Consider the following 23,736-nt stretch of genomic DNA (forward strand, 5'->3'; position numbering starts at 1 on the left):
CCCCCGATGGCAGTGTGTCAGTCAGCTCATCTGCAACTGATGCACCGCTATCGGGGGCAAGCCCCCTCCCACATTGGGTTCGGCACTGCTTGGGTTATTCGAGCACGATCAGGCGATTGGGCAACTCATTGCGCGCGTGCGTCAGCGGCACATGCACCTTGAGCAACTCACCGCTGGCTTCGATGCAGGCAATGAACCCGGCCAATGTCTGGCCCTGTTTCACCTGCTGGGTAAACGCCTTGACGATACCATCCCAACTGCTGTCATCCAGGCGTTTGGAAATCCCGTGATCCACCAGAATCTCCACATAGCGCTCGGCCTCGCTGACAAAAATCAACACCCCGGTGCCGCCCACCGTGTGGTGCAGGTTCTGCTCGAGGAACTGACGCCGCGCCAGGTTCGACGCGCGCCAGTGGCGCACCGAGCGGGGGATCAGCCGCGTGGTGACCTTGGGCAGGCGAAACACCAGGCACAGCACGATAAACGTCGACCACTGCGCCAACAACAAGGTGTACATGCTCAGGTAGCCCGAGAAGTAATGCACCACCCCCGGCACCACCAACGCGATCAGGCTGGCCCACAGCAACGGGATGTAGGCGTAATCGTCGGCACGCGCGGCCAGCACGGTCACCAGCTCGGCGTCGGTCTGTCGCTCGACCCGGGCGATCGCTTCGGCGACCTGGCGTTGTTCGTGTTCAGTCAGTAGTGCCATGGTTGTAAACGCTCGTTTTTAGTTATTGTCATCACCAGCCGCCCGAAGCCCCGCCACCGCCGAAACCGCCACCGCCGCCGCGAAAACCGCCGCCACCGCCACCGTCCCGGCCGCCTCGGCCGCTGCTGCTGAGAATCGCTAACAGGATCGCCCACACCGGCAGGCCCAGGCGATTGCACAGCCACAACACGCCGATCAGCAGGATAAACAAACCGATGGAAAACCCCGGATTATCCTTGGCGAAGTTGGCATCCGCCACATGGGCCGGCACCGCCAGCGGCTCGCCGCCCACCACCTGGATCATCGCAGCGACGCCGTCGCTGATGCCCTGGCTGAACTTGCCGGCCTTGAACTTGGGCGCAATCACCTGATTGATGATCACCCACGACTGCGCATCGGTCAGCGTGCCTTCCAGGCCATAACCGACTTCGATGCGCAATTTTCGCTCATCGCGGGCGACGATCAACAGCGCACCGTTGTCCTTGCCCTTCTGGCCGATGCCCCACTGGCGCCCCAACTGATAACCGTAGTCTTCAATCGGCACGCCCTGCAGGTCAGGCACAGTGACCACCACGATCTGGTCGCCACGGCTTTGCTCCAGCGCCTGCAATTGCTGGGTCAACTGCTCGCGCACCGCCGGGTCGATCATCTGCGCGGTGTCCACCACCCGCCCGGTCAACGCCGGGAAGGTCAACGCCGCCTGGGCCACGCCCGCGCAGGCCAACAGCCACAGCGCCAGGCCTATCCGTAATAAACGCATCGACACCTCAATGCAGCTTTATTTGAACTTCACTTGCGGCGCTTTATCGGCATCGGCAGTGGTGGCTTCAAACGTGGCGCGGATCGGCAGATCGCTGTACATCACGCTGTGCCACAGGCGCCCCGGGAACGTGCGGATCTCGGTGTTGTATGCCTGCACCGCCTGGATAAAGTCGCGACGCGCCACGGCGATACGGTTTTCCGTGCCTTCCAGTTGCGACTGCAGGGCCAGGAAGTTCTGGTTGGCCTTCAGGTCCGGGTAGCGCTCGGACACCACCATCAAGCGGCTGAGCGCACTGCTCAACCCGTCCTGGGCTTGCTGGAACTGCTTGAGTTTTTCCGGGTTGTCGAGGGTGCTGGCATCGACCTGGATCGACGTGGCCTTGGCCCGCGCTTCAATCACCGCGGTGAGGGTGTCTTGTTCATGGGTTGCGTAACCCTTGACCACTTCCACCAGGTTGGGGATCAGGTCGGCACGCCGTTGATACTGGTTCTGCACCTGGCCCCAGGCCGCCTTGGCCTGTTCATCCAGGGTCGGAATGGTGTTGATGCCACAACCGCTCAGCACTGTGCTGATCAATAGCAAAGCCGCGGCCTTCAAGCCCCAGCGGTAACCTTGTGCTGCTTGCATGGTGTTTCTCCTACCCAACCTTGATGGAATTTGACGACTCGCCCTATAAACCGCGCACATGGGGCATAATCCGCCCCCACTACTGGAATGCATCGAGCCAATCAGCTAAAAAGATGCCCAGCGCGATAAAGAGTTCAGAGTGTGCTGCATTTTTCTGAACGACACCCGAACAACAATAGACGCTCCCCACATTTTGGCCGATCAGCCTAACCGCTGTGCAGTGCGCCGAAAAAGGATATTCATGAAGAAGCTGTGTTTGCTCGGCCTTGTTGCCACTCTGGCCACCCACCCCGTCTGGGCAGAAACAAAGCCTGCTGCGCTTAAAGACAAGGACGCCTTCGTCAGCGACCTGCTCAAGCAGATGACCCTCGATGAAAAAATCGGCCAATTGCGCCTGATCAGCATCGGCCCGGAAATGCCCCGCGAGCTGATCCGCAAGGAAATCGCCGCCGGCCGCATCGGTGGCACCTTCAACTCTATCACCCGCCCGGAAAACCGTCCGATGCAGGACGCGGCCATGCGCAGCCGGTTGAAGATCCCGATGTTCTTCGCCTACGACGTGATCCACGGCCACCGCACGATTTTCCCGATCAGCCTGGCCCTGGCGTCCAGCTGGGACATGGACGCCATCGGGCGCTCCGGGCGCATTGCTGCCCAGGAAGCTGCAGCCGACAGCCTCGACATCACCTTTGCGCCGATGGTCGACATCTCCCGCGACCCGCGCTGGGGCCGCACCTCCGAAGGCTTCGGTGAAGACACCTACCTGGTGTCGCGCATCGCCGAAGTGATGGTCAAGGCCTTCCAGGGCAGCAGCGCGGCGAATGCCGACAGCATCATGGCCAGCGTCAAGCACTTCGCCCTGTACGGTGCGGTGGAAGGCGGTCGCGACTACAACGTGGTCGACATGAGCCCGGTCAAGATGTACCAGGACTACCTGCCGCCCTACCACGCAGCGATCAAGGCCGGTGCCGGCGGTGTGATGGTCGCGCTCAACTCGATCAACGGCGTGCCCGCCACCGCCAACACCTGGCTGATGAACGACCTGCTGCGCAAGGACTGGGGCTTCAAGGGCCTGGCCGTCAGCGACCACGGCGCGATCTTCGAGCTGATCAAGCACGGCGTGGCCAAGGACGGGCGTGAAGCCGCCAAGCTGGCGATCAAGGCCGGCATCGACATGAGCATGAACGACTCGCTGTATGGCAAGGAATTGCCGGGGCTGCTCAAGTCCGGCGAGATCGAGCAGAGCGACATCGACAACGCCGTGCGTGAAGTGCTCGGCGCCAAGTACGACATGGGCCTGTTCAAAGACCCGTACCTGCGCATCGGCAAGGCCGAGGACGACCCGGCCGACACCAACGCCGAAAGCCGTCTGCACCGCGCCGATGCACGTGACATAGCACGCCGCAGCATGGTCCTGCTGAAGAACCAGAACGACACCCTGCCGCTGAAAAAATCCGCGACCATCGCCCTGGTCGGCCCACTGGCCAAGGCCCCCATCGACATGATGGGCAGCTGGGCCGCCGCCGGTAAGCCGGCACAATCGGTGACCCTGCTCGACGGCCTCAACGCGGTGATCGGTGAAAAGGGCAAGATCATCTATGCCCGTGGCGCCAACATCACCAACGACAAGGCCGTGGTCGACTACCTCAACTTCCTCAACTTCGATGCCCCGGAAGTGGTGGATGACACCCGCCCGGCCCAGGTGATGATCGACGAAGCGGTCAAGGCCGCCAAGGATGCCGATGTGGTGGTCGCTGCCGTGGGCGAGTCCCGTGGCATGTCCCACGAATCCTCCAGCCGCACCGACCTGAACATCCCACAAAGCCAGCGCGACCTGATCAAGGCCCTCAAAGCCACCGGCAAGCCACTGGTGCTGGTGCTGATGAACGGCCGTCCGCTGTCGATTCTCGAAGAAAACCAGCAAGCCGACGCGATCCTGGAAACCTGGTTCGCCGGCACCGAAGGCGGCAACGCCATCGCCGACGTGCTGTTCGGTGACTACAACCCGTCGGGTAAGCTGCCGATCACGTTCCCACGTTCGGTGGGGCAGATTCCGACCTACTACAACCACCTGACCATCGGCCGGCCGTTTACCCCAGGCAAGCCGGGCAACTACACCTCGCAGTACTTCGATGACACCACCGGGCCGCTGTTCCCGTTCGGCTATGGCTTGAGCTACACCACGTTCAGCCTGTCGGACATGGCGCTGTCGTCCACCACCCTGAACAAGAGCGGTAAGCTCGACGCCAGCGTCACCGTGAAAAACACCGGCAAGGTCGACGGCGAAACCGTGGTGCAGCTGTATATCCAGGACGTGGCCGGCTCGATGATCCGCCCGATCAAGGAGCTGAAGAACTTCCAGAAAGTCATGCTCAAGGCTGGCGAAGAGCGCACGTTGCACTTCACCATTACCGAAGAGGATTTGAAGTTCTACAACAGCCAGCTCAAGTTCGCGGCGGAACCGGGTGAGTTCAATGTGCAGATCGGCTTGGACTCCCAGGATGTGCAGCAGCAGACTTTCGAACTGCTCTAACGCCCGCCCCCGCCCTCTGTAGGAGCGAGCTTGCTCGCGAAGACCGTTAACGATGACGTGCATGCTGAATGAACGCGTTGTTCTCAGGTTTTTCGCGAGCAAGCTCGCTCCTACAGTTAAGTGAATTAAGCGAATTAAGCGAGTTGGGTGAGTTGAGCGCGTCAGCCGCGTCGGTTGAGCAGGTTCACCACCAACCGATCGATCCACCCCCACACCCGCTGCTTCACCCGCCGCCATAACGGCCGCGACTTCCATGCCTCCAGGCTCACCGCCTGGCTCTGGGCAAAATCCCGTTCGAAACTGCCGGCCACGGCCAGCGTCAGCGCAGGGTCCAACGCTTCGAGGTTGGCTTCCAGGTTGAAGCGCAAATTCCAGTGGTCGAAGTTGCACGAGCCAATGCTGACCCAATCGTCCACCAAGACCATCTTCAGGTGCAGGAAGCACGGCTGGTATTCAAAGATCTGCACACCCGAGCGCAGCAAACGCGGGTAATAACGGTGCCCGGCGTAGCGCACGGACGGGTGATCGGTACGCGGGCCGGTCAGCAGCAAGCGCACATCCACGCCGCGCCCCGCCGCCCGGCGCAAGGCCCGACGCACGCCCCAGGTGGGCAGGAAATACGGGGTCGCCAACCAGATGCGCCGGTGGCCGCTGCTCAGCGCGCGGATCAGCGAGTGCAGAATATCGCGGTGTTGGCGCGCGTCGGCATAGGCCACACGGCCGAGACCAGACCCGGTCGGCGGTACTTTGGGCAAGTGCGGCAAGCCGAAATGGGTGGCCGGTTTCCAGGCGCGGCGGTCGTCGTTGGCCAACCATTGCCGGTCGAACAGCGCTTGCCAGTCGAGCACCAGCGGGCCATCGATCTGCACCATCACTTCGTGCCAGTCGGCGCTGTCCTGCCCCGGTGTCCAGAACTCATCGGTGACGCCGGTACCGCCGACCACGGCGATGCCTTGATCGACCAGCAATAATTTGCGGTGGTCGCGGTACAGGTTGCCCATCCAGCGCCGCCATTCCAGGCGATTGTAAAAGCGCAGTTCCACACCGGCGTCGGTCAGGCGCTTACGCAACCTGAGGGCGAACGCCAGGCTGCCGTAATCATCGAACAGGCAGCGCACCCGCACGCCCCGCTCAGCCGCCTGCGCCAGCGCCTGCACCAAGACTTCGGCGCAGGCGCCGGCTTCCACCAGGTATAACTCCAGATCCACCTGATGCTCTGCCCGGGCAATGTCCACCAGCATTTGCGGGAAAAAACTCGGCCCGTCGATCAACAACTCGAAACGGTTGGCGCTGCGCCACGGGAACACTGCGCCGCTCATGTCAGCGCGCCGTAAAGATCAGTACCGCACCCACCGGCACCGCCAAACTGATCGACGCCAGCCCAGCCGCGTTGCGCAACGCCGTCACACCCGGCACCAGCTCAAAATCCTCGGCGCGCAACACCAGCGGTTCCAGGGTCACCACCTGGAAACGCCGATCATCCAGGCGCGTGGCCAGCAGCTCGGCGTTGTAGGTGTGGGTCTTGCCATGCAGCGTGACGCTCAATGGCAGGCGCAACTCCAACTGCGCGCCGGGGGCCAGGTCGTTGATCGGTTGCAGGTTGATCCGCGTGCTGATCAGCGCTTCGGGGAAGGTCTTGATCTCGAACAGTTGATTGCGCATGCGCTCATCGCGCAGCGGGATGCCGCTGTTGACCGACTCCAACTCCACTTCCACCTGCGCCGCACCGTTGCGGTCGACCTTGCCGTGCAGCACCAGGAAGCGCTGCACCTCGGCAATCTCGGTGTTTTTGGTGGTGACGAACGACAGCCGCGAGGACTCGTTGTCCAGGTACCAGTCCGCGTGGGCAGGCACGGCGGCGGCGGCCAGCAGGGCGAAGGCCAGGGGTTTGATGACAGACGCGTTGAACATTAAAGACTCGTGGGGCGGAAAACCTGAACGAACCTTAACTGTGCCGCCTGCCGGGCGCAATGTAGCTGACAAAGCCGCCCCCACCGCGGAGATGACGTGTCAGGGGTTGAGGCGGCAGCCCTGATGTTCGCCCAACCATCTGGCCGTATGGGTACGCCCCAATCCACTGGCGCTGACTTCACTGCGCTCCGGGTCATCGGTGAACGCACTGATCGGCACGTACTGCTTCACATACCCCCGGCAATACTCGGCGGGATTATTCTGCACATACCGGCACGAGCAGTACTCCTTGGCCGTATACGCCGCGATGATGTCGGGGAAGGCTTGCAGGTTGACGCGCTCGTGCCAGCCCCAGCCCAGCACGGCGAGCAACAGCAGCAGGAAAAGACTGGTAAACGGCCGACGACGGATCATGGCTGCACCGCCGCCAGCACGCGTTTGAGCAGTTCGTTGTGGCGGTAGCTGTCATCGCGGTCATCGCCGTAGCGCACGATCACCAGGTGTTCGTCGGGCATGACGTACAGCGCCTGGCCCCAGTGGCCGAGGGCGGCGAAGGTGTCGGCGGGGGCGTCGGGCCAGGGTCTTGGGGCGCCCTGCACGGCGCGGTTGAGCCACCAATGGCCGCCGGGCATGGCTTCGTCCTGGCCGGCCTTGTAGTGATCGAACGGTTGCCGATTGAAATCGACCCAGGCTTTCGGCACCAGTTGTTGCTCCCGCCAGCGACCGTCGCGCGCCATCAGCAGGCCGACGCGCGCCAGGTCGCGGGCAGTGAGGTAGGCGTAAGACGAGGCGACGAAGGTTTCATCGGCATCGGTTTCCCAAGTGGCGTTGTGAATGCCCAGCGGCTTGAACAGCGCATCCCACGGGTAACTCATGTAGGCCTTGTGGCCGAGCATGCCCTTGAGCGCGGCGGAGAGCAGGTTGCTGTCGCCGCTGGAATAACGGAAGGCCTCGCCCGGCGCGCGGGCGGTGTGCATGCCGGCGACGAACTCCGCCATGTCGGCGCGGCCGCGGGTGTAGAGCATCGCAACGACCGAAGATTTCAGCGGGGCATATTCGTAATCTTCCTGCCAATCGAGGCCCGAGGCCCAGTGCAGCAAGTCGGCCATCGTCACGCTTGGATGCTGTTTCATCGGCGGGTAGAAACGTGCGGCGGGGTCGCTCAGTTTGAAGCGGCTTTCGCCGTAGGCCACGCCCAGCACGGTGGCCATCAGGCTTTTGCTGACCGACCAGGTCAGGTGCGGCGTGCTCGCGGTGGTGGGCATGGCGTAGCGCTCGTAGATGACTTCACCATCGCGGATCACCAGCAGCGCGTCGGTGCGGATGCCTTGGCGCGTGGCGTCGTCACGCCGGGGAAACGCATAGGCATTCAGGGCATCGACAGCGGGACCTTCGATCGGCGTGCCCTTGGCCCAGTCTTTGTCAGGCCAGGTTTCGGCGCGGGTGGTGACGGTGGCTAACAACAGGGCAACGCACAACAAGCCTCTGACCATGGACACGAACTCAAGGGGGCATTCAAGCCCGCGAGCCTAGCCGAGGCCGATGACAGATTGGCGACATAAGTGCCTGTCATCTAAGCGTCACCGTAACTTCATGGAGATGACACCGAGCCTACATAGCCTGAGTTTGGACAAACAAGTCGACCGGCCGGAACGTGGCTGGCACTCGGAGATTCGCCATGACTCAGATCGCCCGCATCAGCGACACCGGCAATGAACGCCGTCTGCAAGCCGAACGCCTGATCGGCGCCCAGGCTTTGCAAGAAGCACAGGCCCTGCGGTTCAACGTGTTCAGCGGCGAGTTCAACGCCAAGCTGAAAGGCGCGGAACTGGGCCTGGACATGGATGACTATGATGTTCACTGCAGCCACATCGGCGTGCGGGATTTGAACAGCGGTCGACTGGTGGCCACCACCCGTTTGCTCGATCACCAGGCCGCCAGCACCCTGGGCCGGTTCTACAGCGAAGAAGAATTCAGCCTGCATGGCCTGCTGCACTTGCAGGGCCCGATCCTGGAAATCGGCCGCACCTGCGTCGACCCGGCCTACCGCAACGGCGGCACCATTGCAGTGCTGTGGGGCGAGTTGGCCGAAGTGCTCAACGAGGGCTGCTACAGCTACCTGATGGGTTGCGCGAGTATCCCGATGCACGATGGCGGCATCCAGGCCCACGCGATCATGCAGCGCCTGCGCGAACGCTACCTGTGCAACGAACACCTGCGCGCCGAGCCGAAAAAACCGCTGCCGGCGCTGGACCTGCCGTCCAACGTCATCGCGGAAATGCCGCCGCTGCTCAAGGCATATATGCGCCTGGGCGCGAAGATCTGCGGCGAGCCGTGCTGGGATGAAGATTTCCAGGTGGCCGACGTGTTCATTCTGCTCAAGCGCGATGAGCTGTGCCCGCGTTATGCGCGCCACTTCAAGGCGGCCATGTGATGGGCCGCGTGCGCGTGTACGCGCGGATCGCCCGGGTACTGTTGGTGGTGGCGCTGGGCCTGAGCATGGCCAGTGTGTTCGGTGTGTTCGAGCGCCTGGGAGTGGCCAACTCGATGGTGCGCCGTCAGCGTTGGTCGCGGTTCTTTATGTCGCGGCTGACCAACGCCCTGCCCTTTCGCGTGACGGTACACGGTGAATTGCCGCAGACACCGATGCTGTGGGTGAGCAATCACGTGTCCTGGACCGACATCCCGCTGCTGGGCATGGTCACGCCGATGTCGTTCTTGTCCAAGGCCGAAGTCCGCACCTGGCCGGTGGCCGGCTGGTTGGCGGCGAAGGCCGGCAGCCTGTTTATTCGCCGCGGCTCAGGCGACAGCCAACTGATCCGCAAACAGATGACCCGTCACCTGGAGCAGCAACACCCGCTGCTGATGTTCCCCGAAGGCACCACCACCGACGGGCGCAGCCTGCGTACCTTTCACGGGCGCCTGCTGGCCAGTGCGATCGAGGCGGATGTGTCGCTGCAACCGGTGGCGATCCGGTATCTGCGCGATGGGCAAGTGGACCCGCTGGCGCCGTTCATTGGCGATGACGATTTGCTCTCGCACCTGATGCGCCTGTTTGCCAACGACCAGGGCGATGTGGAAATCCATGTGCTCACGCCGATTGCCTGTGCCGGGCAGGAACGCGCGGCGCTGGCGTTCCAGGCGCAGCAGGCGGTGCAGAAGGCGTTGTTCGGGCCGCTGCCGGAAGCAGAACAGATTGCGGTTCGGCCGGCATTCGCCGCCTGAAGCGAGCACAGTCAACAATGTGGGAGGGGGCTTGCCCCCGATGGCGGTGTGTCAGTCAATGCATGTGCTGACTGAACCACCGCCATCGGGAGCAAGCTCCCTCCCACATTCAGATCTCAGTGGTCAGTTGGGTTTGGGCAAATTTTTGCAGCTCTGGATAGAACAGCCGGAAGTCTTCACTCAACGGTTCGTATAACGTGCGCAATTCCTGCATCGCATGGCCCAATTCCTCAGGCTGCGTCAGGCGCCGCGAGATCCCCCGCAATACCGGCTCCATCACCGCGAACTCGCGGTATGAGCCCAGCCAATCATCCGCCGCCATGTACGGCGCAATCTGCGCCAGCCGCCCCGGCAACTGCGGTTCGGCCGCCAGCACGCGGTACACCTGGGAGGTGAAGTGTTCCAGGGGCTGCTCGGCATACAGCGCCCAATCCCGCGCCAGGCAGTGATCGAAAAACACATCGAGGACGATCCCGGCATAACGCCGGCGCGTCAGGCTAAAGCGCGACAACGCTTCGCCGACCTGCGGATGGCTGTCGGTGAAACGGTCGATTGAGCGATGCAACTGGATGGCCGCTTCGATCGGCGGGCTGAACTGGCCTTGCAGGCGACCTTTGACGAAGTCGCCATACAGGCTGCCCAGCAGTTGCGCAGGAAGTTGGCCGCCCAGGTGCAGATGTGCGAGATAATTCATGGTGTGCAGTCTATCACTGCCGTCAACGCATCGTTATAACCCGATATACCGATTCAGTCTGGCCTAAGACCGAAATCATATTGGAATATCGAGATATACCGATTTAAAGTTCGCCTCATCGCGATATAACGCTTTACGACACCGAGCAACCGCCATGTCCATCGACCTCGACGAAATAATAAAAGCCCTGGCGCACCCAGTACGGCGAGACATCCTCACTTGGCTGAAAGACCCGAAAGTGCAGTTCCCCGAGCAACTGCACAACCACGAATACGGCATCTGCGCCGGGCAGATCGACCAGCGCTGCGGCTTGTCCCAGTCGACCGTGTCGGCCCACCTGGCGACCTTGCAACGGGCGGGATTGATCAGCAGCCAGAAGGCCGGGCAGTGGCACTTTTTCAAACGCAACGAGGAAACGATCCAAGCCTTCCTCACTGCGCTCATCACTGAGCTCAGTTCTGAAATCCGCGCACCACTGTAACAAGGACACGCACATGCCCCTCTCGCTCCTCATCCTCGCCCTGAGCGCCTTCGCCATCGGCACCACCGAGTTCGTCATCATGGGCTTGCTGCCCGATGTGGCGGCGGACTTGGGCGTGTCGATTCCCGGCGCCGGCTGGCTGGTGACCGGCTACGCCCTCGGCGTGGCCATCGGCGCGCCGTTCATGGCGCTGGCCACCGCCAGGCTGCCACGCAAGGCCGCGCTGGTCGCGTTGATGGGCATTTTCATTATCGGCAACCTGCTCTGCGCCCTGGCCAGCGACTACAACGTGCTGATGTTTGCCCGCGTGGTCACTGCGCTGTGCCACGGTGCGTTCTTCGGGATCGGTTCGGTGGTCGCCGCCAACCTGGTGCCGGCCAACAAGCGTGCGTCCGCCGTGGCCTTGATGTTCACCGGCCTGACCCTGGCCAACGTACTGGGCGTGCCCTTGGGTACGGCGCTGGGCCAGGAAGCCGGCTGGCGCTCGACCTTCTGGGCGGTGACCGTGATCGGCGTGATCGCGTTGATCGGCCTGATCCGCTTCCTGCCGGCCAAGCGCGATGAAGAAAAACTCGACATGCGCGCCGAACTGGCCGCCCTCAAGGGCGCCGGCATCTGGTTGTCGCTGACCATGACTGCGCTGTTCGCCGCGTCCATGTTCACCCTCTTCACGTATGTCGCGCCGCTGCTCGGCGACGTCACCGGCGTATCGCCCAAGGGCGTGACCTGGACCCTGCTGCTGATCGGCCTGGGCCTCACCGTGGGCAACATCATCGGCGGCAAGCTGGCGGACAGACGCCTGGCCGCCACCCTGATCGGCGTGTTCATCAGCATGGCGGTGGTCTCCACCGCGCTGACCTGGACCAGCATCGCGGTGATCCCGACCGAAATCACCTTGTTCCTGTGGGCCACCGCCTCGTTTGCCGCCGTGCCCGCGCTGCAGATCAACGTGGTGACCTTCGGCAAGGCCGCGCCGAACCTGGTGTCCACCTTGAACATCGGCGCCTTCAACATCGGCAATGCCCTCGGCGCCTGGGTCGGCGGCAGCGTGATTGCCCACGGTTTCGGCCTGACCAGCGTGCCCCTGGCCGCCGCGGCCCTGGCGATCCTCGCGCTGCTGGTGACCCTGATCACTTTCCGTCAGAGCGGCGATGCCGACCTGGCCCCTGCGACCAACTGATCAACTTAAAGAGAAGGGTGTTATCCCATGACGACTATTTTCGATCCGATCACACTGGGCGACCTGGAACTGTCGAACCGCATCATCATGGCGCCGCTGACCCGCTGCCGTGCCGACGCCGGTCGCGTGCCCAATGCGCTGATGGCCGAGTACTACGTACAACGTGCCTCCGCCGGGCTGATCCTCAGCGAAGCCACGTCCGTGACGCCGATGGGCGTGGGCTACCCGGACACCCCGGGCATCTGGTCCAACGATCAGGTACGCGGCTGGGCCAATGTGACCAAGGCCGTACATGCCGCGGGCGGCAAGATCTTCCTGCAACTGTGGCACGTCGGCCGGATCTCCCACCCTTCTTACCTGAACGGTGAAACCCCGGTGGCGCCGAGTGCGATCCAGCCTAAAGGCCACGTCAGCCTGGTCCGCCCGCTGGCCGACTACCCAACGCCTCGCGCCCTGGAAACCGCTGAAATCGCCGACATCGTCGACGCCTACCGCACCGCTGCCGAGAACGCCAAGGCCGCCGGTTTCGACGGCGTGGAAATCCACGGCGCCAACGGCTACCTGCTCGACCAGTTCCTGCAAAGCAGCACCAACCATCGCACCGACAACTACGGCGGCTCCCTGGAAAACCGCGCGCGCCTGCTGCTGGAAGTGACCGACGCCGCCATCGAAGTCTGGGGCGCCGGCCGCGTGGGCGTCCACCTGGCACCGCGCGCCGATTCCCACGACATGGGTGACGACAACCTGGCCGAAACCTTCACCTACGTCGCCCGCGAACTGGGCAAACGCGGCATCGCCTTTATCTGCTCGCGTGAAAAAGAAGGCGCTGACAGCCTCGGCCCGCAATTGAAAGAAGCCTTTGGCGGCGTGTACATCGCCAACGAACGCTTTACCAAGGACAGCGCCAACGCCTGGCTGGCCTCGGGCAAGGCGGATGCGGTGGCCTTTGGCGTACCGTTCATTGCCAACCCGGACCTGCCGGCACGCTTGAAAGCCGATGCGCCGCTGAACCAGGCGCACCCGGAAACCTTCTATGCCAAGGGCCCGGTCGGTTACATCGACTACCCGACGCTGGCACTCTGATCGCCTGAAACGAAAAAGCCCCGGCTCGCAAGAACCGGGGCTTTTTTTCGCCGATCGGGAACACACCGCGGATCAAATGTGGGAGAGGGCTTGCCCCCTCCCACATTTGATCTCAGCGGTCCGGAGAAACATTCCTTCACAGCCTTGCAACAAAAACGCTACAAAATACTTAGGCGGCTATCTTTCAACCACTCGCCAGCCCGTATATAAAGTCATCCCACCAATAAGTCAGCAGGACGATTGCCCGCCCTTAGGCTTTACTGTTGAAACAATTGGATGCAATTACATATTTTGACTTAATTGCGCAGGCTAGGGCTCAAGCGCAGCATGTCCAGCCCTGCATCGGCCCAACGCTCAGCTTCCTGGTGCAGCTCAAAACTGTCCGGCACCAGCAGCCATTGGCCCAACAAGCCATTGATATAGGCATGAATGCATACCGCTGCGCGCGTGGTGTCGAGGTTTTCCGGGAGTTGCCCGCGATGCACCGCGTTACGCAAGGTCAGGCTGATACGCAGGTTGCACTCCAGGCTGTGGGTCTGGCGTTGGCGGCGCATGTCGCACATCTCATCGGTGAACTCGCACTTATGAAACAGGATTTCGTTGATGCGCCGGGTTTTCGGATCCAGGGCCACTTGATGAAAAAGATGAATCAGCAGCTTGCGCATACACCCCAGCGGGTCGACTTCATCCTCGCTTTCACTGGCCCTGGCCAGCTCGTCCAGGGGTTCGTGCAGGGTGTCGAGCAATGCCTGCAACAGGTCGGACTTATTGCTGAAGTGCCAATAGATGGCGCCTCGCGTTACCCCGGCCAGCGCGGCGATGTCCGCCAGTGTGGTCCGCGCTACACCCCGCTGATAAAAGGCCTGCTCAGCAGCGTCGAGAATCTGGCTGCGCGTTTCCTGAGCTTCCTCTTTGGTGCGACGGACCATGGCAATAAAACCTCAATCAAAACATGTGGGACTATCGGTAACGCTGCTTTAATAGGCGCTAACGAGCATCTGAATAATTGTGGGACGACACCGTCATGGGCGCCGAACGTACTAAAATCGAGGCTCGGGGCGATGCTGTGTCAACACTGCGCGAAGCCTGTCAAGAGTTTACAAACAACCATGAACGTAAGTATATTGCGTAGCAAGCTACTTATCTACTCACAGCTTGTTTTTTACCCTTCCACCCTTCTTGTGCGCAGTCTGCGCGCCTGACCCGAGGATCTTCATGCAACTTAAGCCAGCTGTTACCGCTCTGGTCACTGCCGTCGCCCTGGCATCGCTGCTCAGCGGATGCAAAAAGGAAGAGGCGGCTCCGCCCGCGCAAACTCCTCTGGTCGGCGTGGTCACCCTTCAACCGCAAGCCTTTACCCTGACGTCCGAGCTGCCAGGCCGCACCACCGCCTACCGCATCGCGGAAGTCCGTCCGCAGGTCAATGGCATCATCCTCAAGCGCCTGTTCAAGGAAGGCGGGGATGTGAAAGAAGGCCAGCAGCTTTATCAGATCGATCCGTCGGTCTATGACGCCACCCTGAAAAGCGCACAGGCCAGCCTGTCCCAGACCAAGTCGATCGCCGACCGCTACAAGCAGTTGGTCGACGAGCAGGCCGTCAGCCGCCAGGAATACGACACCGCCGTCGCCAACCGCATGACTTCCGAAGCAAACGTTCAAACCGCCCAAATCAACGTGCGCTACACCAAGGTGTTCGCGCCGATCTCCGGGCGTATCGGGCGTTCCTCGGTCACCGAAGGCGCGCTGGTCAGCAATGGCCAGACCGATGCCATGGCGGTGATCCAGCAACTGGACCCGATCTACGTCGACGTCACGCAGTCTTCGGCTGAAATGCTGAAGCTGCGCCGCGACCTGGAAAGCGGCCAACTGGAGAAAGCCGGCGCCAATGCCGCCAAGGTCAAGCTGACCCTGGAAGACGGCAGCAGCTATGGCCTGGACGGCAAACTGGAGTTCTCCGAAGTGTCGGTGGACCAGACCACCGGTTCGGTCACTCTGCGCGCCGTGTTCCCCAACCCTGACCACACCCTGCTGCCTGGCATGTTCGTACACGCCCAGTTACAAGCCGGTGTGAACAGCAAGGCGATCCTGGCACCGCAGCAAGGCGTGACCCGAGACCTCAAGGGTATCCCGACGGCGTTGGTGGTCAACGCGGACAACAAAGTTGAGCAGCGCGTGCTGGTCGCCAACCGCACCGCCGGCGCTTACTGGCTGGTGGAAAAAGGCTTGAACGCCGGTGACCGTGTGATCACCGAAGGCTTGCAGTACGTCAAGCCGGGCGTCCAGGTCAAGGTCAAGGACGCCGACAACGCCCAGCCTGCCGGTACCGCCGCTCCTGCTGCCGCTGCTGCTGGCAAAGGGGAGTAACCCATGTCGAAATTTTTTATCGACCGTCCCATTTTCGCCTGGGTGATTGCCCTGGTGATCATGCTGGTCGGGGCACTGTCGATCCTGAAGTTGCCCATCAACCAGTACCCGGCGATTGCGCCGACCGCCATTGATATCCAGGTGACCTACCCAGGTGCATCCGCACAAACCGTGCAGGACACCGTGGTGCAGGTGATCGAACAACAGCTCAACGGTATCGACAACCTGCGTTATGTGTCATCGGACAGTAACTCCGACGGCAGCATGACCATCACCGTGACATTCAACCAGGGTACCAACCCGGACATCGCCCAGGTCCAGGTTCAGAACAAGCTGAACCTGGCGACCCCGCTGCTGCCGCAAGAAGTGCAGCAGCAGGGTATCCGCGTGACCAAGTCGGTGAAGAACTTCCTGATGGTGATCGGTCTGGTGTCGGAAGACGGCAGCATGACCAAGGACGACCTGTCCAACTACATCGTGTCCAACATCCAGGACCCGATTTCCCGTACTGCGGGTGTAGGTGACTTCCAGGTATTCGGTTCGCAGTACGCCATGCGTATCTGGCTCGATCCGGCCAAGCTGAACAACTATCAGTTGACCCCGGTAGACGTCAGCACCGCGATCTCGGCACAGAACGTACAAGTGGCCACCGGCCAATTGGGCGGCCTGCCTGCCCTGCCCGGCACCCAATTGAACGCGACCATCATCGGTAAGACCCGCCTGCAGACCACTGAGCAGTTCGGCAATATCCTGATGAAGGTCAACACCGACGGTTCACAGGTTCGCTTGAAGGACGTCGCGCGTATCGAGCTGGGCGGCCAGACCTACAGCATCAGCGCGCAGTTCAACGGCAACCCGGCGTCCGGTATGGCGATCAAGCTGGCCTCCGGCGCCAACGCCCTGGACACCGCCAAGGCCATCCGTGCCACGGTCGCGTCCCTGGAACCGTTCTTCCCGCCAGGCATGAAGGCGGTGGTGCCGTATGACACCACTCCAGTGGTGACCGAATCGATTTCCGGTGTGGTACACACCCTGGTCGAGGCGATCGTGCTGGTGTTCCTGGTGATGTTCCTGTTCCTGCAGAACTTCCGCGCCACCATCATCACCACCATGACTGTACCGGTGGTATTGCTGGGTACCTTCGGGATCCTGGCCGCGTTCGGCTTCACCATCAACACCCTGACCATGTTCGGCATGATCCTGGCCATCGGCTTGCTGGTGGACGACGCCATCGTCGTGGTGGAGAACGTCGAGCGGGTGATGGCCGAGGAGCACCTGTCGCCGAAAGAGGCGACGGTCAAGTCCATGGGCCAGATCCAGGGCGCCCTGGTGGGTATTGCCCTGGTGCTGTCGGCGGTACTGTTGCCGATGGCATTCTTCGGCGGCTCCACCGGTGTGATCTACAAACAGTTCTCCATCACCATCGTTTCGGCCATGGCGTTGTCGGTACTGGTTGCGCTGATCTTCACCCCAGCCTTGTGCGCCACCATGCTCAAGCCGATCGACCCCGAGACGCACGGCCAACCCAAGCGTGGTTTCTTCGGCTGGTTCAACCGCACCTTCGACCGTAGCGTACTGAGCTACGAGCGCGGCGTGGGGAACATGATCAGGCACAAGATTCCGGCATTCCTCGTTTACGTGCTGATCTTTGCCGGCATGATCTGGTTGTTCATGCGGATCCCGGCAGCGTTCCTGCCCGACGAAGACCAGGGCGTGATCTTTGCCCAGGTGCAGACGCCGGTTGGCTCAACGGCCGAGCGCACGCAGAAAGTCATCGACGACATGCGTATCTTCCTGCTCAACGACAAGGAAGGCGAACCCGGCGAAGGCAAGGGCGTGAAATCGGTCTTTACCGTGAACGGCTTCAACTTCGCGGGGCGTGGTCAAAGCTCGGGCCTGGCATTCGTGATGCTCAAACCGTGGGATGAGCGTGACGCGTCCACCTCGGTGTTCGAGATCGCCAAGCGCGCCCAAGGGTACTTCATGCAGACGTTCCAGGACGCCATGGTGTTTGCCATCGTGCCACCGTCTGTACTGGAGTTGGGTAACGCGACCGGTTTCGACGTGTTCCTGCAGGACCAGGGCGGCGTCGGCCATGACAAGTTGATGGCTGCGCGCAACCAGTTCCTGGGCATGGCCGCCCAGAGCAAGATCCTCGCCGGTGTGCGCCCCAACGGCGTGAACGATGAGCCGCAGTACGAGCTCACCGTCGACGACGAGAAGGCCAGTGCCCAGGGCATTACGCTGTCGAGCATCAACCAGACCCTGGCGATTGCCTTGGGTGGCAGCTACGTCAACGACTTCATCGACCGTGGTCGAGTGAAGAAGGTGTACGTGCAGGGTGAGGCCGCCAGCCGGATGTCCCCTGAAGACCTGAACAAATGGTTCGTGCGCAGCAGCTCCGGGAAGATGGTGCCGCTGTCGGCCATCGCTTCGGGCAAGTGGATCTTCGGTTCGCCGAAACTCTCGCGCTACAACGGTGTGGCGGCGATGGAAATCCTCGGTACCCCGGCACCTGGCTACAGTACCGGTGAAGCCATGGCCGAAGTCGAACGCATCGCCAAGCAACTGCCGGCGGGTGTCGGCTACGCCTGGACGGGCCTGTCGTATGAAGAACGCCTGTCCGGCTCCCAGGCACCTGCGCTGTACGCCCTGTCGCTGCTGGTGGTGTTCCTCTGCCTCGCGGCGCTGTACGAAAGCTGGTCGATCCCGATCGCGGTGGTACTCGTCGTGCCGCTGGGTGTGGTGGGTGCGTTGATCGCCACCAGCCTGCGTGGCTTGTCCAACGACGTGTTCTTCCAGGTGGGCTTGCTGGTGACGGTGGGCCTGGCGGCGAAGAACGCCATCCTGATCGTGGAATTCGCCAAAGAGCTTCACGAACAAGGCAAAGGCATTGTCGAGTCGGCGATCGAAGCGTCGCGCATGCGTCTGCGACCGATCATCATGACCTCCATGGCGTTCATCCTCGGCGTATTGCCGCTGGCGATCTCCTCGGGCGCCGGCTCAGGCAGCCAGCATGCGATCGGTACCGGCGTTATCGGCGGTATGATCACCGCCACGGTCCTGGCGATATTCTGGGTGCCCCTGTTCTTCGCAACGGTGTCCGCCATGGGCGAACGCAAAAAGACTGAACCCAAGCAAACTCCTAAAGAGGCTGGCCAATGAGCAAGTCGCTACTTTCCTTAGCCGTCACGGCATTCGTGCTCAGTGGCTGCTCGCTGATACCTGACTATCAGCGCCCCGAGGCGCCGGTGGCCGCGCAGTTCCCGCAGGGCCCGGCGTATTCGTCGGCCCAGGCTCCGAACCAGGCCGCCGCCGAACAGGGCTGGAAGCAGTTTTTCCATGACCCTGCCCTGCAACAGCTGATCCAGACCGCACTGGTGAACAACCGCGACCTGCGCGTCGCGGCCTTGAACATCGATGCCTACGCAGCGCAGTACAACATCCAGCGCGCCGACCTGTTCCCAGCCGTATCGGCCACTGGCAGCGGCAGCCGCCAGCGGACACCGGCACGCATGTCGCAAACCGGTAAAGCAGGCATCAGCAGTTCGTACTCGGCCACCCTGGGCATCAGCTCCTATGAGCTGGACCTGTTCGGCCGTGTCCGCAGCCTGAGCGAGGAAGCGCTGCAGAAATACTTCGCAACCGAAGAAGCGCGGCGCAGCACCCAGATCAGCCTGGTGGCCAGTGTGGCCAACGCCTACCTGACCTGGCAGGCCGACAAGGAATTGCTCAAGCTGACCCAGGAAACCCTGGGCGCATACGAGCAAAGCTACAAGCTGACCTCGCGCAGCAACGAAGTCGGCGTGGCCTCGGCCCTCGACCTGAGCCAAGCGCGCACCTCGGTGGAAAACGCCCGGGTGGCCCTGGCACGCTATACCCGCCAGGTGGCCCAGGACGAAAACAGCCTGACCCTGCTACTCGGCACCGGCCTGCCGGCGAATCTCGTCAGCAAGCCGCTGTCGGATAACCTGCTCAGCGAAGTGCCAGCCGGGTTGCCATCGGACCTGTTGCAGCGTCGCCCCGACATCCTGCAGGCCGAGTACAACCTCAAGGCGGCCAACGCCAACATCGGCGCCGCCCGTGCGGCGTTCTTCCCGAGCATCAGCCTGACAGCCAACGCCGGGACCCTGAGCCCGGACCTGGGCGGTCTGTTCAAAGGCGGCTCGGGCACCTGGTCGTTCGCCCCGCAGATCAACATCCCGATCTTCAACGCCGGCAGCCTGCGCGCCAGCCTGGACTACTCGAAGATCCAGAAAGAGATCAACGTGGCGAACTACGAGAAGGCCATCCAGACCGGCTTCCAGGAAGTTTCCGACGGCCTCGCCGCGCGTGAGACCTACAAGGAGCAGTTGGAGGCCCAGCGTGGTTTCGTCGCCGCCAACCAGGATTACTACCGCCTGGCCGAGCGTCGCTACCGCATTGGTGTCGACAGCAACCTGACGTTCCTCGACGCCCAGCGCCAGCTGTTCAGTGCCCAGCAATCGCTGATCACCGACCGCCTCGCGCAGTTGACCAGCGAGGTCAACCTGTACAAGGCCCTCGGCGGTGGCTGGAACGAACAGGCGGCGAATAACCAGCCGCTGAAAGAAGAAGCGCCAAAGATGAAGTTGTTCTGATCACACCGCTGTAGACAAAACCGCTTCCCTCACTGGAAGCGGTTTTTTTATGCCTGGTCATCGGTGTTTGCTATGACCACAACGCTCTCCCGCCTTGCCTATCGCTCAACCTTTCAGGGTAAAATCAGTAACAGATTCTTACAGACCACAGAGGGAGCTTGTCGTAATGATCGTAGGAATCGACCTGGGGACCACCAACAGTCTTGCGGCAGTCTGGCGCGGCGATGCCGCCGAAATGGTGCCCAACGCCCTGGGCCAGTTGCTGACCCCAAGCGTGGTCGGGCTGGATGACCAAGGCCGCGTCCTGGTAGGCCAGGCCGCCAAAGAGCGCCTGCATACCCACCCGCACCTGACCACCTCGCTGTTCAAGCGCTACATGGGCAGCGCCACCGAAGTGCGCCTGGGCGACCGCTCGTTTCGCCCCGAAGAACTCTCGGCGCTGGTGCTCAAAAGCCTCAAGGAGGACATCGAGCGTACCTACGGCCAAACGGTCACCGACGCGGTGATCAGCGTGCCCGCCTACTTCAGCGACGGCCAACGCAAGGCCACGCGCATCGCCGGTGAATTGGCGGGGCTGACCGTTGAAAAACTGATCAACGAACCGACCGCCGCGGCCCTCGCCTACGGCCTGCATCAGCGTGATAAAGAAACCTCGTTCCTGGTTTTCGACCTCGGCGGCGGCACCTTTGACGTGTCGATCATCGAGCTGTTCGACGGGGTGATGGAAGTCCGCGCCAGCGCCGGCGACAACTTCCTCGGTGGCGAAGACTTCGACACCCTGTTGCTCGAACACTTTGTCGACAGCCAACGTAACGCCACGGGTTTCCCGCCCACCAGCACTGTGCTGCAAGCCCTGCGCCGCGAAGCCGAGCGCGTGCGCAAAGCCCTGGGCCAGGATGACAGTGCTGAATTCGCCCTGCGTGTCGACGGCCAGCAATGGGTGAAAACCATCACCCAACAGGAACTGGCCAAGCTCTACACGCCGCTGCTGGAGCGCCTGCGCGCGCCGATCGAACGCGCCCTGCGCGATGCGCGGATTCGGGTTGGCGACCTGGATGAAATCCTGCTGGTGGGCGGTACCACGCGCATGCCACTGGTACGTAAGCTTGCCGCAGGCCTGTTCGGGCGTTTCCCGTCCATCAGCCTCGATCCCGACCAGGTGGTGGCCCACGGCGCAGCGATCCAGGCCGCACTCAAGGCGCGCTCTGCCGCCCTCGAAGAAGTGGTGCTGACTGACGTTTGCCCCTACACCCTGGGCATCGAAACCTCGAACCAGTACGGCGGCCATATCGAAAGCGGCCATTACCTGCCGTTGATCGAACGCAACAGCAGCGTGCCGGTGAGCCGGGTCAAAAGCGTGGTCACCCTGCACGATGACCAGACCCGCGTGCTGCTGAAGATCTACCAGGGTGAAAGCCGCCTGGTCAAAGACAACATCGAGCTGGGCCAACTGGATATTCCCGTGCCCAAGCGCAAGGCCGGTGAAGTCTCCCTGGACGTGCGCTTCACCTACGACAACAACGGTTTGCTGGAAGCCCAGGTGAATATCCCGCTGACCGGCGAGCAACATTCGCTGGTGATCGAGAACAACCCCGGCGTGCTCAACCCGCAGGAGATCCAGCAACGCCTGCAAGCCCTGGCGCAATTGAAGGTCCACCCACGCGACCAGCAGGTCAACACCGTGCTCGTCGCCCGCCTCGAACGGCTCTACCAGGAAAACCTCGGCGAGCTGCGCGAACAGCTAGGGCATTGGGCGGCACAGTTCCAGCAGGTACTCGACACCCAGGACGAACGCCGCATCCGCGAAGCTCGCAGCGAACTGACCCGTCAACTTGAGCAACTCGACAACGGGTTCTGGCGCTGAGGGAACACCGATGGATTGCTGGACCGTACTGCAACTGCCAGATGACGCCGACGAGCGCAGCATCAAGCGCAGCTATGCGCGCTTGCTGAAAAGCTGCCGCCCGGACGACGACGCCCAAGGCTTCCAGCGCCTGCGCGAGGCCTATGAACACGCCCTGAGTGAAGCACGCTGGCGGGCTGATAACGAAGAGGAAGAACGCGTCCAGGCGCCCGTGGCCGAAGCGGTCTACGCAAACCTGAATGACCTGGCCGAACTGATGAACATCAGCCCCGTCAGCCCTGCGCCCTTCGAAGCCCACACACCGGACCCGGCCCAGGCACTGCTCGACGACCTCAACGCGCGTAACCTCGATGAACGCTGGGTCCAGGCTCGGCAACAGGGCTGCACCGATGCGTTCCAGGCCGGCCTGTTGCGCCATTGTTTCGAAGCACCGGGTGAACGCAGCGCCATCGCCGGTTGGGCTGCCCAACACCTGGAATGGCTGACGCCCTGGCAGCAAGTGGCGATGACGTCCTGGCAATACGAAGCGCTGACCGGCGAACTGCTGCAAGACTACCGCCGCACCTTGCTGGAACTGCTGGAGCAAAAGGCCGAGCGCGAGTTCATCACCCAGCTCAATCAATACACCAACCAACCCTGGCTGCGGGTGTTCGACCTGCAACAGCAGTGGCAGCGCATCGTCCTGCACCTGCTGCATGAAACCCAATGGAGCGTGCCGCTGTTCGAGCGGGTGTGCCAGGCATTCGGCTGGGACGACCAGAAAGGCGTGTACCCGGAACCGGCGTGGATATGGCGCGAATTGGTGTCGCGTTGCGAGCAGGAAAGTTTCTACGCCAACTTGCAAGACAAGGCCCAGGACACGCGGCGCACATCAGCCGATGCCCTGGCCGCGCGCCTGCTGCTGACGCCGATGTCCGCCACGCAACACAAACGCATGATCGATGGGTTTGGCGAAAACGAGTGGAACGCCTGCCAGCACCTGGCGCAAACACTGACCTGGCGCTATCCGCAACTGGTCGAGCGCCTGCCTCAAACAGATCTGTTCTTTTGGCGCAAATTCGTACCTCGGCCGATCTACACACAGGTGTTTATCCGGCTATGGGCCGTCTTCGCCCTGGGGCTTGGCCTGAGCATCGCCCACGATAAGCCAGACAGAATGGACGGGATGTCGCTGGTCATTTTCATGCTGATGGCGCTCGTGCCGGCGGCCGTTGGCTTTCGCGTCACCCAAATGTGGGCCGGGATGAGTTCAACCTATCGGGTTCTGGATGTGTGGCTGAGCCAGTACCTGATCCCCAAGCGAATCAACCCCAATGACTACTGGCTGGTCATTCGCCACGGCGTACCGCAGGCGATCATGCTGGTGGCCTGCGGCTTGATGCTCGGCGTGCTGGGCATGTTCACCTACGCGGGTATGGTCCTGATCAACCTGTTGCACAAGACGCGTATCGGTCAGATGAGCCAGAAATTCAGCGAAGGCTACCCGTGGCTGAACGGTTTGCACTGGGCCTTCTGGAGCCCCCTGCAAGTGGTATTCCTGGTGGTGATGGTGGCGCTGATCGTAGCTGCGCAACACTACCTGCCAGCGGTGCCTTGGACCCACTTCGACCTGCCCAAACGATAACCCGTAAATGCCGGGCCTCAGCGCCCGGCAACTTGCGTTCGATCATCGCCCAAAAC

Annotated in this window: 20 protein-coding genes; 11 read left to right on the plus strand and 9 right to left on the minus strand. The window is 62.1% G+C overall.

All coding sequences use genetic code 11. The annotated features are described in order from the left end of the window. Positions 1–94 precede the first annotated feature (94 nt). The 3 genes from AC07W0_RS28865 to AC07W0_RS28875 are packed head-to-tail and all read right to left on the minus strand — an operon-like array spanning position 95 to position 2,102. Entirely contained in the window at positions 95–712 is a 618-nt protein-coding gene (locus tag AC07W0_RS28865; RefSeq protein ID WP_102618805.1) for a TPM domain-containing protein, read from the minus strand. A gap of 31 nt (positions 713–743) precedes the next feature. Next, complete coding sequence (locus tag AC07W0_RS28870; protein WP_017844849.1) at positions 744–1,472, minus strand: TPM domain-containing protein; 729 nt, start codon at positions 1,470–1,472, stop codon at positions 744–746. 18 nt (positions 1,473–1,490) lie between these two features. After that, a complete protein-coding gene (locus AC07W0_RS28875) occupies positions 1,491–2,102 on the minus strand; it encodes a LemA family protein (protein WP_017844848.1) in 612 nt (203 codons plus the stop codon). 241 nt (positions 2,103–2,343) lie between these two features. Between AC07W0_RS28875 and bglX the strand changes: the two genes are divergently transcribed. Then, positions 2,344–4,635: a beta-glucosidase BglX gene (bglX, locus tag AC07W0_RS28880; protein ID WP_046490276.1), complete on the plus strand. Its 2,292-nt coding sequence runs from the start codon at positions 2,344–2,346 to the stop codon at positions 4,633–4,635. 161 nt (positions 4,636–4,796) lie between these two features. Here bglX and AC07W0_RS28885 read toward each other — a convergent pair whose 3' ends face one another. The 4 genes from AC07W0_RS28885 to AC07W0_RS28900 all read right to left on the minus strand — a co-directional run bounded on the left by AC07W0_RS28885 (position 4,797) and on the right by AC07W0_RS28900 (position 8,039). Next, the gene (locus AC07W0_RS28885; protein WP_102618806.1) at positions 4,797–5,954 is read right to left on the minus strand and encodes a phospholipase D-like domain-containing protein; all 1,158 of its coding nucleotides are present in this window, start codon (positions 5,952–5,954) and stop codon (positions 4,797–4,799) included. A 1-nt stretch (position 5,955) separates the two neighbouring features. Continuing rightward, positions 5,956–6,546, minus strand: a complete 591-nt coding sequence (locus AC07W0_RS28890; RefSeq protein ID WP_102618807.1) for a YceI family protein — start codon at positions 6,544–6,546, stop codon at positions 5,956–5,958. A 99-nt stretch (positions 6,547–6,645) separates the two neighbouring features. After that, positions 6,646–6,960, minus strand: a complete 315-nt coding sequence (locus tag AC07W0_RS28895; RefSeq protein WP_017844843.1) for a hypothetical protein — start codon at positions 6,958–6,960, stop codon at positions 6,646–6,648. Continuing rightward, positions 6,957–8,039 (minus strand): serine hydrolase domain-containing protein, encoded by a 1,083-nt coding sequence (locus AC07W0_RS28900; RefSeq protein WP_046384412.1) that lies wholly within the window; start codon positions 8,037–8,039, stop codon positions 6,957–6,959. Before AC07W0_RS28900 ends, AC07W0_RS28895 begins: the two co-directional genes overlap by 4 nt. Before the next feature lie 185 nt (positions 8,040–8,224). On the opposite strand from AC07W0_RS28900, the gene olsB reads away from it, so the two are divergent. Together olsB and AC07W0_RS28910 are read left to right on the plus strand one after the other, a co-directional pair. Continuing rightward, complete coding sequence (olsB, locus tag AC07W0_RS28905; RefSeq protein WP_017844841.1) at positions 8,225–8,980, plus strand: L-ornithine N(alpha)-acyltransferase; 756 nt, start codon at positions 8,225–8,227, stop codon at positions 8,978–8,980. Further along, the gene (locus AC07W0_RS28910; RefSeq protein WP_057004749.1) at positions 8,980–9,771 is read left to right on the plus strand and encodes a lysophospholipid acyltransferase family protein; all 792 of its coding nucleotides are present in this window, start codon (positions 8,980–8,982) and stop codon (positions 9,769–9,771) included. Before olsB ends, AC07W0_RS28910 begins: the two co-directional genes overlap by 1 nt. A 109-nt stretch (positions 9,772–9,880) precedes the next feature. Here AC07W0_RS28910 and AC07W0_RS28915 read toward each other — a convergent pair whose 3' ends face one another. Then, a complete protein-coding gene (locus tag AC07W0_RS28915) occupies positions 9,881–10,465 on the minus strand; it encodes an acyl carrier protein phosphodiesterase (RefSeq protein ID WP_017844839.1) in 585 nt (194 codons plus the stop codon). 154 nt (positions 10,466–10,619) lie between these two features. Here AC07W0_RS28915 and AC07W0_RS28920 point away from each other — a divergent pair, with 154 nt between their 5' ends. The 3 genes from AC07W0_RS28920 to AC07W0_RS28930 are packed head-to-tail and all read left to right on the plus strand — an operon-like array spanning position 10,620 to position 13,209. Beyond that, on the plus strand, positions 10,620–10,946 hold the full coding sequence (locus tag AC07W0_RS28920; protein WP_017844838.1) for an ArsR/SmtB family transcription factor: 327 nt from the start codon (positions 10,620–10,622) through the stop codon (positions 10,944–10,946). Positions 10,947–10,959: 13 nt separating this feature from the next. Next, positions 10,960–12,126 carry an MFS transporter gene (locus AC07W0_RS28925; protein WP_102618808.1) on the plus strand — a complete coding sequence of 389 codons (1,167 nt, stop codon included), beginning with the start codon at positions 10,960–10,962 and terminating at the stop codon, positions 12,124–12,126. Between the two features lie 27 nt (positions 12,127–12,153). Further along, positions 12,154–13,209 (plus strand): alkene reductase, encoded by a 1,056-nt coding sequence (locus tag AC07W0_RS28930; protein ID WP_102618809.1) that lies wholly within the window; start codon positions 12,154–12,156, stop codon positions 13,207–13,209. A 296-nt stretch (positions 13,210–13,505) separates the two neighbouring features. On the opposite strand, the gene AC07W0_RS28935 is transcribed toward AC07W0_RS28930, so the two are convergent. Beyond that, positions 13,506–14,138: a TetR family transcriptional regulator gene (locus AC07W0_RS28935; RefSeq protein ID WP_046490269.1), complete on the minus strand. Its 633-nt coding sequence runs from the start codon at positions 14,136–14,138 to the stop codon at positions 13,506–13,508. Between the two features lie 286 nt (positions 14,139–14,424). Here AC07W0_RS28935 and AC07W0_RS28940 point away from each other — a divergent pair, with 286 nt between their 5' ends. From AC07W0_RS28940 to AC07W0_RS28960, 5 genes are all read left to right on the plus strand, one after another. Next, positions 14,425–15,573 carry an efflux RND transporter periplasmic adaptor subunit gene (locus tag AC07W0_RS28940; protein WP_017844834.1) on the plus strand — a complete coding sequence of 383 codons (1,149 nt, stop codon included), beginning with the start codon at positions 14,425–14,427 and terminating at the stop codon, positions 15,571–15,573. Positions 15,574–15,576: 3 nt separating this feature from the next. Beyond that, positions 15,577–18,738 (plus strand): efflux RND transporter permease subunit, encoded by a 3,162-nt coding sequence (locus AC07W0_RS28945; protein WP_046384417.1) that lies wholly within the window; start codon positions 15,577–15,579, stop codon positions 18,736–18,738. Continuing rightward, positions 18,735–20,192, plus strand: a complete 1,458-nt coding sequence (gene adeC / locus AC07W0_RS28950; RefSeq protein WP_102618810.1) for an AdeC/AdeK/OprM family multidrug efflux complex outer membrane factor — start codon at positions 18,735–18,737, stop codon at positions 20,190–20,192. The genes AC07W0_RS28945 and adeC overlap by 4 nt, the downstream gene beginning before the upstream one ends. Before the next feature lie 166 nt (positions 20,193–20,358). Continuing rightward, positions 20,359–22,056, plus strand: a complete 1,698-nt coding sequence (locus AC07W0_RS28955; protein WP_046384419.1) for a molecular chaperone HscC — start codon at positions 20,359–20,361, stop codon at positions 22,054–22,056. A 10-nt stretch (positions 22,057–22,066) separates the two neighbouring features. After that, a complete protein-coding gene (locus tag AC07W0_RS28960; RefSeq protein WP_102618811.1) occupies positions 22,067–23,680 on the plus strand; it encodes a J domain-containing protein in 1,614 nt (537 codons plus the stop codon). The last annotated feature ends 56 nt before the right edge of the window (positions 23,681–23,736 follow it).

The sequence above is a fragment of the Pseudomonas sp. GW704-F2 genome (assembly GCF_059423025.1).

Coding starts and splice junctions, on each gene's coding strand:
- AC07W0_RS28945 (WP_046384417.1), top strand. CDS start 15,577: ATGTCGAAATTTTTTATCGACCGTCCCATTTTCGCCTGGGTGATTGCC.
- AC07W0_RS28960 (WP_102618811.1), top strand. CDS start 22,067: ATGGATTGCTGGACCGTACTGCAACTGCCAGATGACGCCGACGAGCGC.
- AC07W0_RS28925 (WP_102618808.1), top strand. CDS start 10,960: ATGCCCCTCTCGCTCCTCATCCTCGCCCTGAGCGCCTTCGCCATCGGC.
- olsB (WP_017844841.1), top strand. CDS start 8,225: ATGACTCAGATCGCCCGCATCAGCGACACCGGCAATGAACGCCGTCTG.
- AC07W0_RS28935 (WP_046490269.1), bottom strand. CDS start 14,138: ATGGTCCGTCGCACCAAAGAGGAAGCTCAGGAAACGCGCAGCCAGATT.
- AC07W0_RS28910 (WP_057004749.1), top strand. CDS start 8,980: ATGGGCCGCGTGCGCGTGTACGCGCGGATCGCCCGGGTACTGTTGGTG.
- AC07W0_RS28865 (WP_102618805.1), bottom strand. CDS start 712: ATGGCACTACTGACTGAACACGAACAACGCCAGGTCGCCGAAGCGATC.
- AC07W0_RS28920 (WP_017844838.1), top strand. CDS start 10,620: ATGTCCATCGACCTCGACGAAATAATAAAAGCCCTGGCGCACCCAGTA.
- AC07W0_RS28875 (WP_017844848.1), bottom strand. CDS start 2,102: ATGCAAGCAGCACAAGGTTACCGCTGGGGCTTGAAGGCCGCGGCTTTG.
- AC07W0_RS28930 (WP_102618809.1), top strand. CDS start 12,154: ATGACGACTATTTTCGATCCGATCACACTGGGCGACCTGGAACTGTCG.
- AC07W0_RS28940 (WP_017844834.1), top strand. CDS start 14,425: ATGCAACTTAAGCCAGCTGTTACCGCTCTGGTCACTGCCGTCGCCCTG.
- AC07W0_RS28890 (WP_102618807.1), bottom strand. CDS start 6,546: ATGTTCAACGCGTCTGTCATCAAACCCCTGGCCTTCGCCCTGCTGGCC.
- AC07W0_RS28895 (WP_017844843.1), bottom strand. CDS start 6,960: ATGATCCGTCGTCGGCCGTTTACCAGTCTTTTCCTGCTGCTGTTGCTC.
- AC07W0_RS28870 (WP_017844849.1), bottom strand. CDS start 1,472: ATGCGTTTATTACGGATAGGCCTGGCGCTGTGGCTGTTGGCCTGCGCG.
- bglX (WP_046490276.1), top strand. CDS start 2,344: ATGAAGAAGCTGTGTTTGCTCGGCCTTGTTGCCACTCTGGCCACCCAC.
- AC07W0_RS28955 (WP_046384419.1), top strand. CDS start 20,359: ATGATCGTAGGAATCGACCTGGGGACCACCAACAGTCTTGCGGCAGTC.
- AC07W0_RS28885 (WP_102618806.1), bottom strand. CDS start 5,954: ATGAGCGGCGCAGTGTTCCCGTGGCGCAGCGCCAACCGTTTCGAGTTG.
- AC07W0_RS28915 (WP_017844839.1), bottom strand. CDS start 10,465: ATGAATTATCTCGCACATCTGCACCTGGGCGGCCAACTTCCTGCGCAA.
- AC07W0_RS28900 (WP_046384412.1), bottom strand. CDS start 8,039: ATGGTCAGAGGCTTGTTGTGCGTTGCCCTGTTGTTAGCCACCGTCACC.
- adeC (WP_102618810.1), top strand. CDS start 18,735: ATGAGCAAGTCGCTACTTTCCTTAGCCGTCACGGCATTCGTGCTCAGT.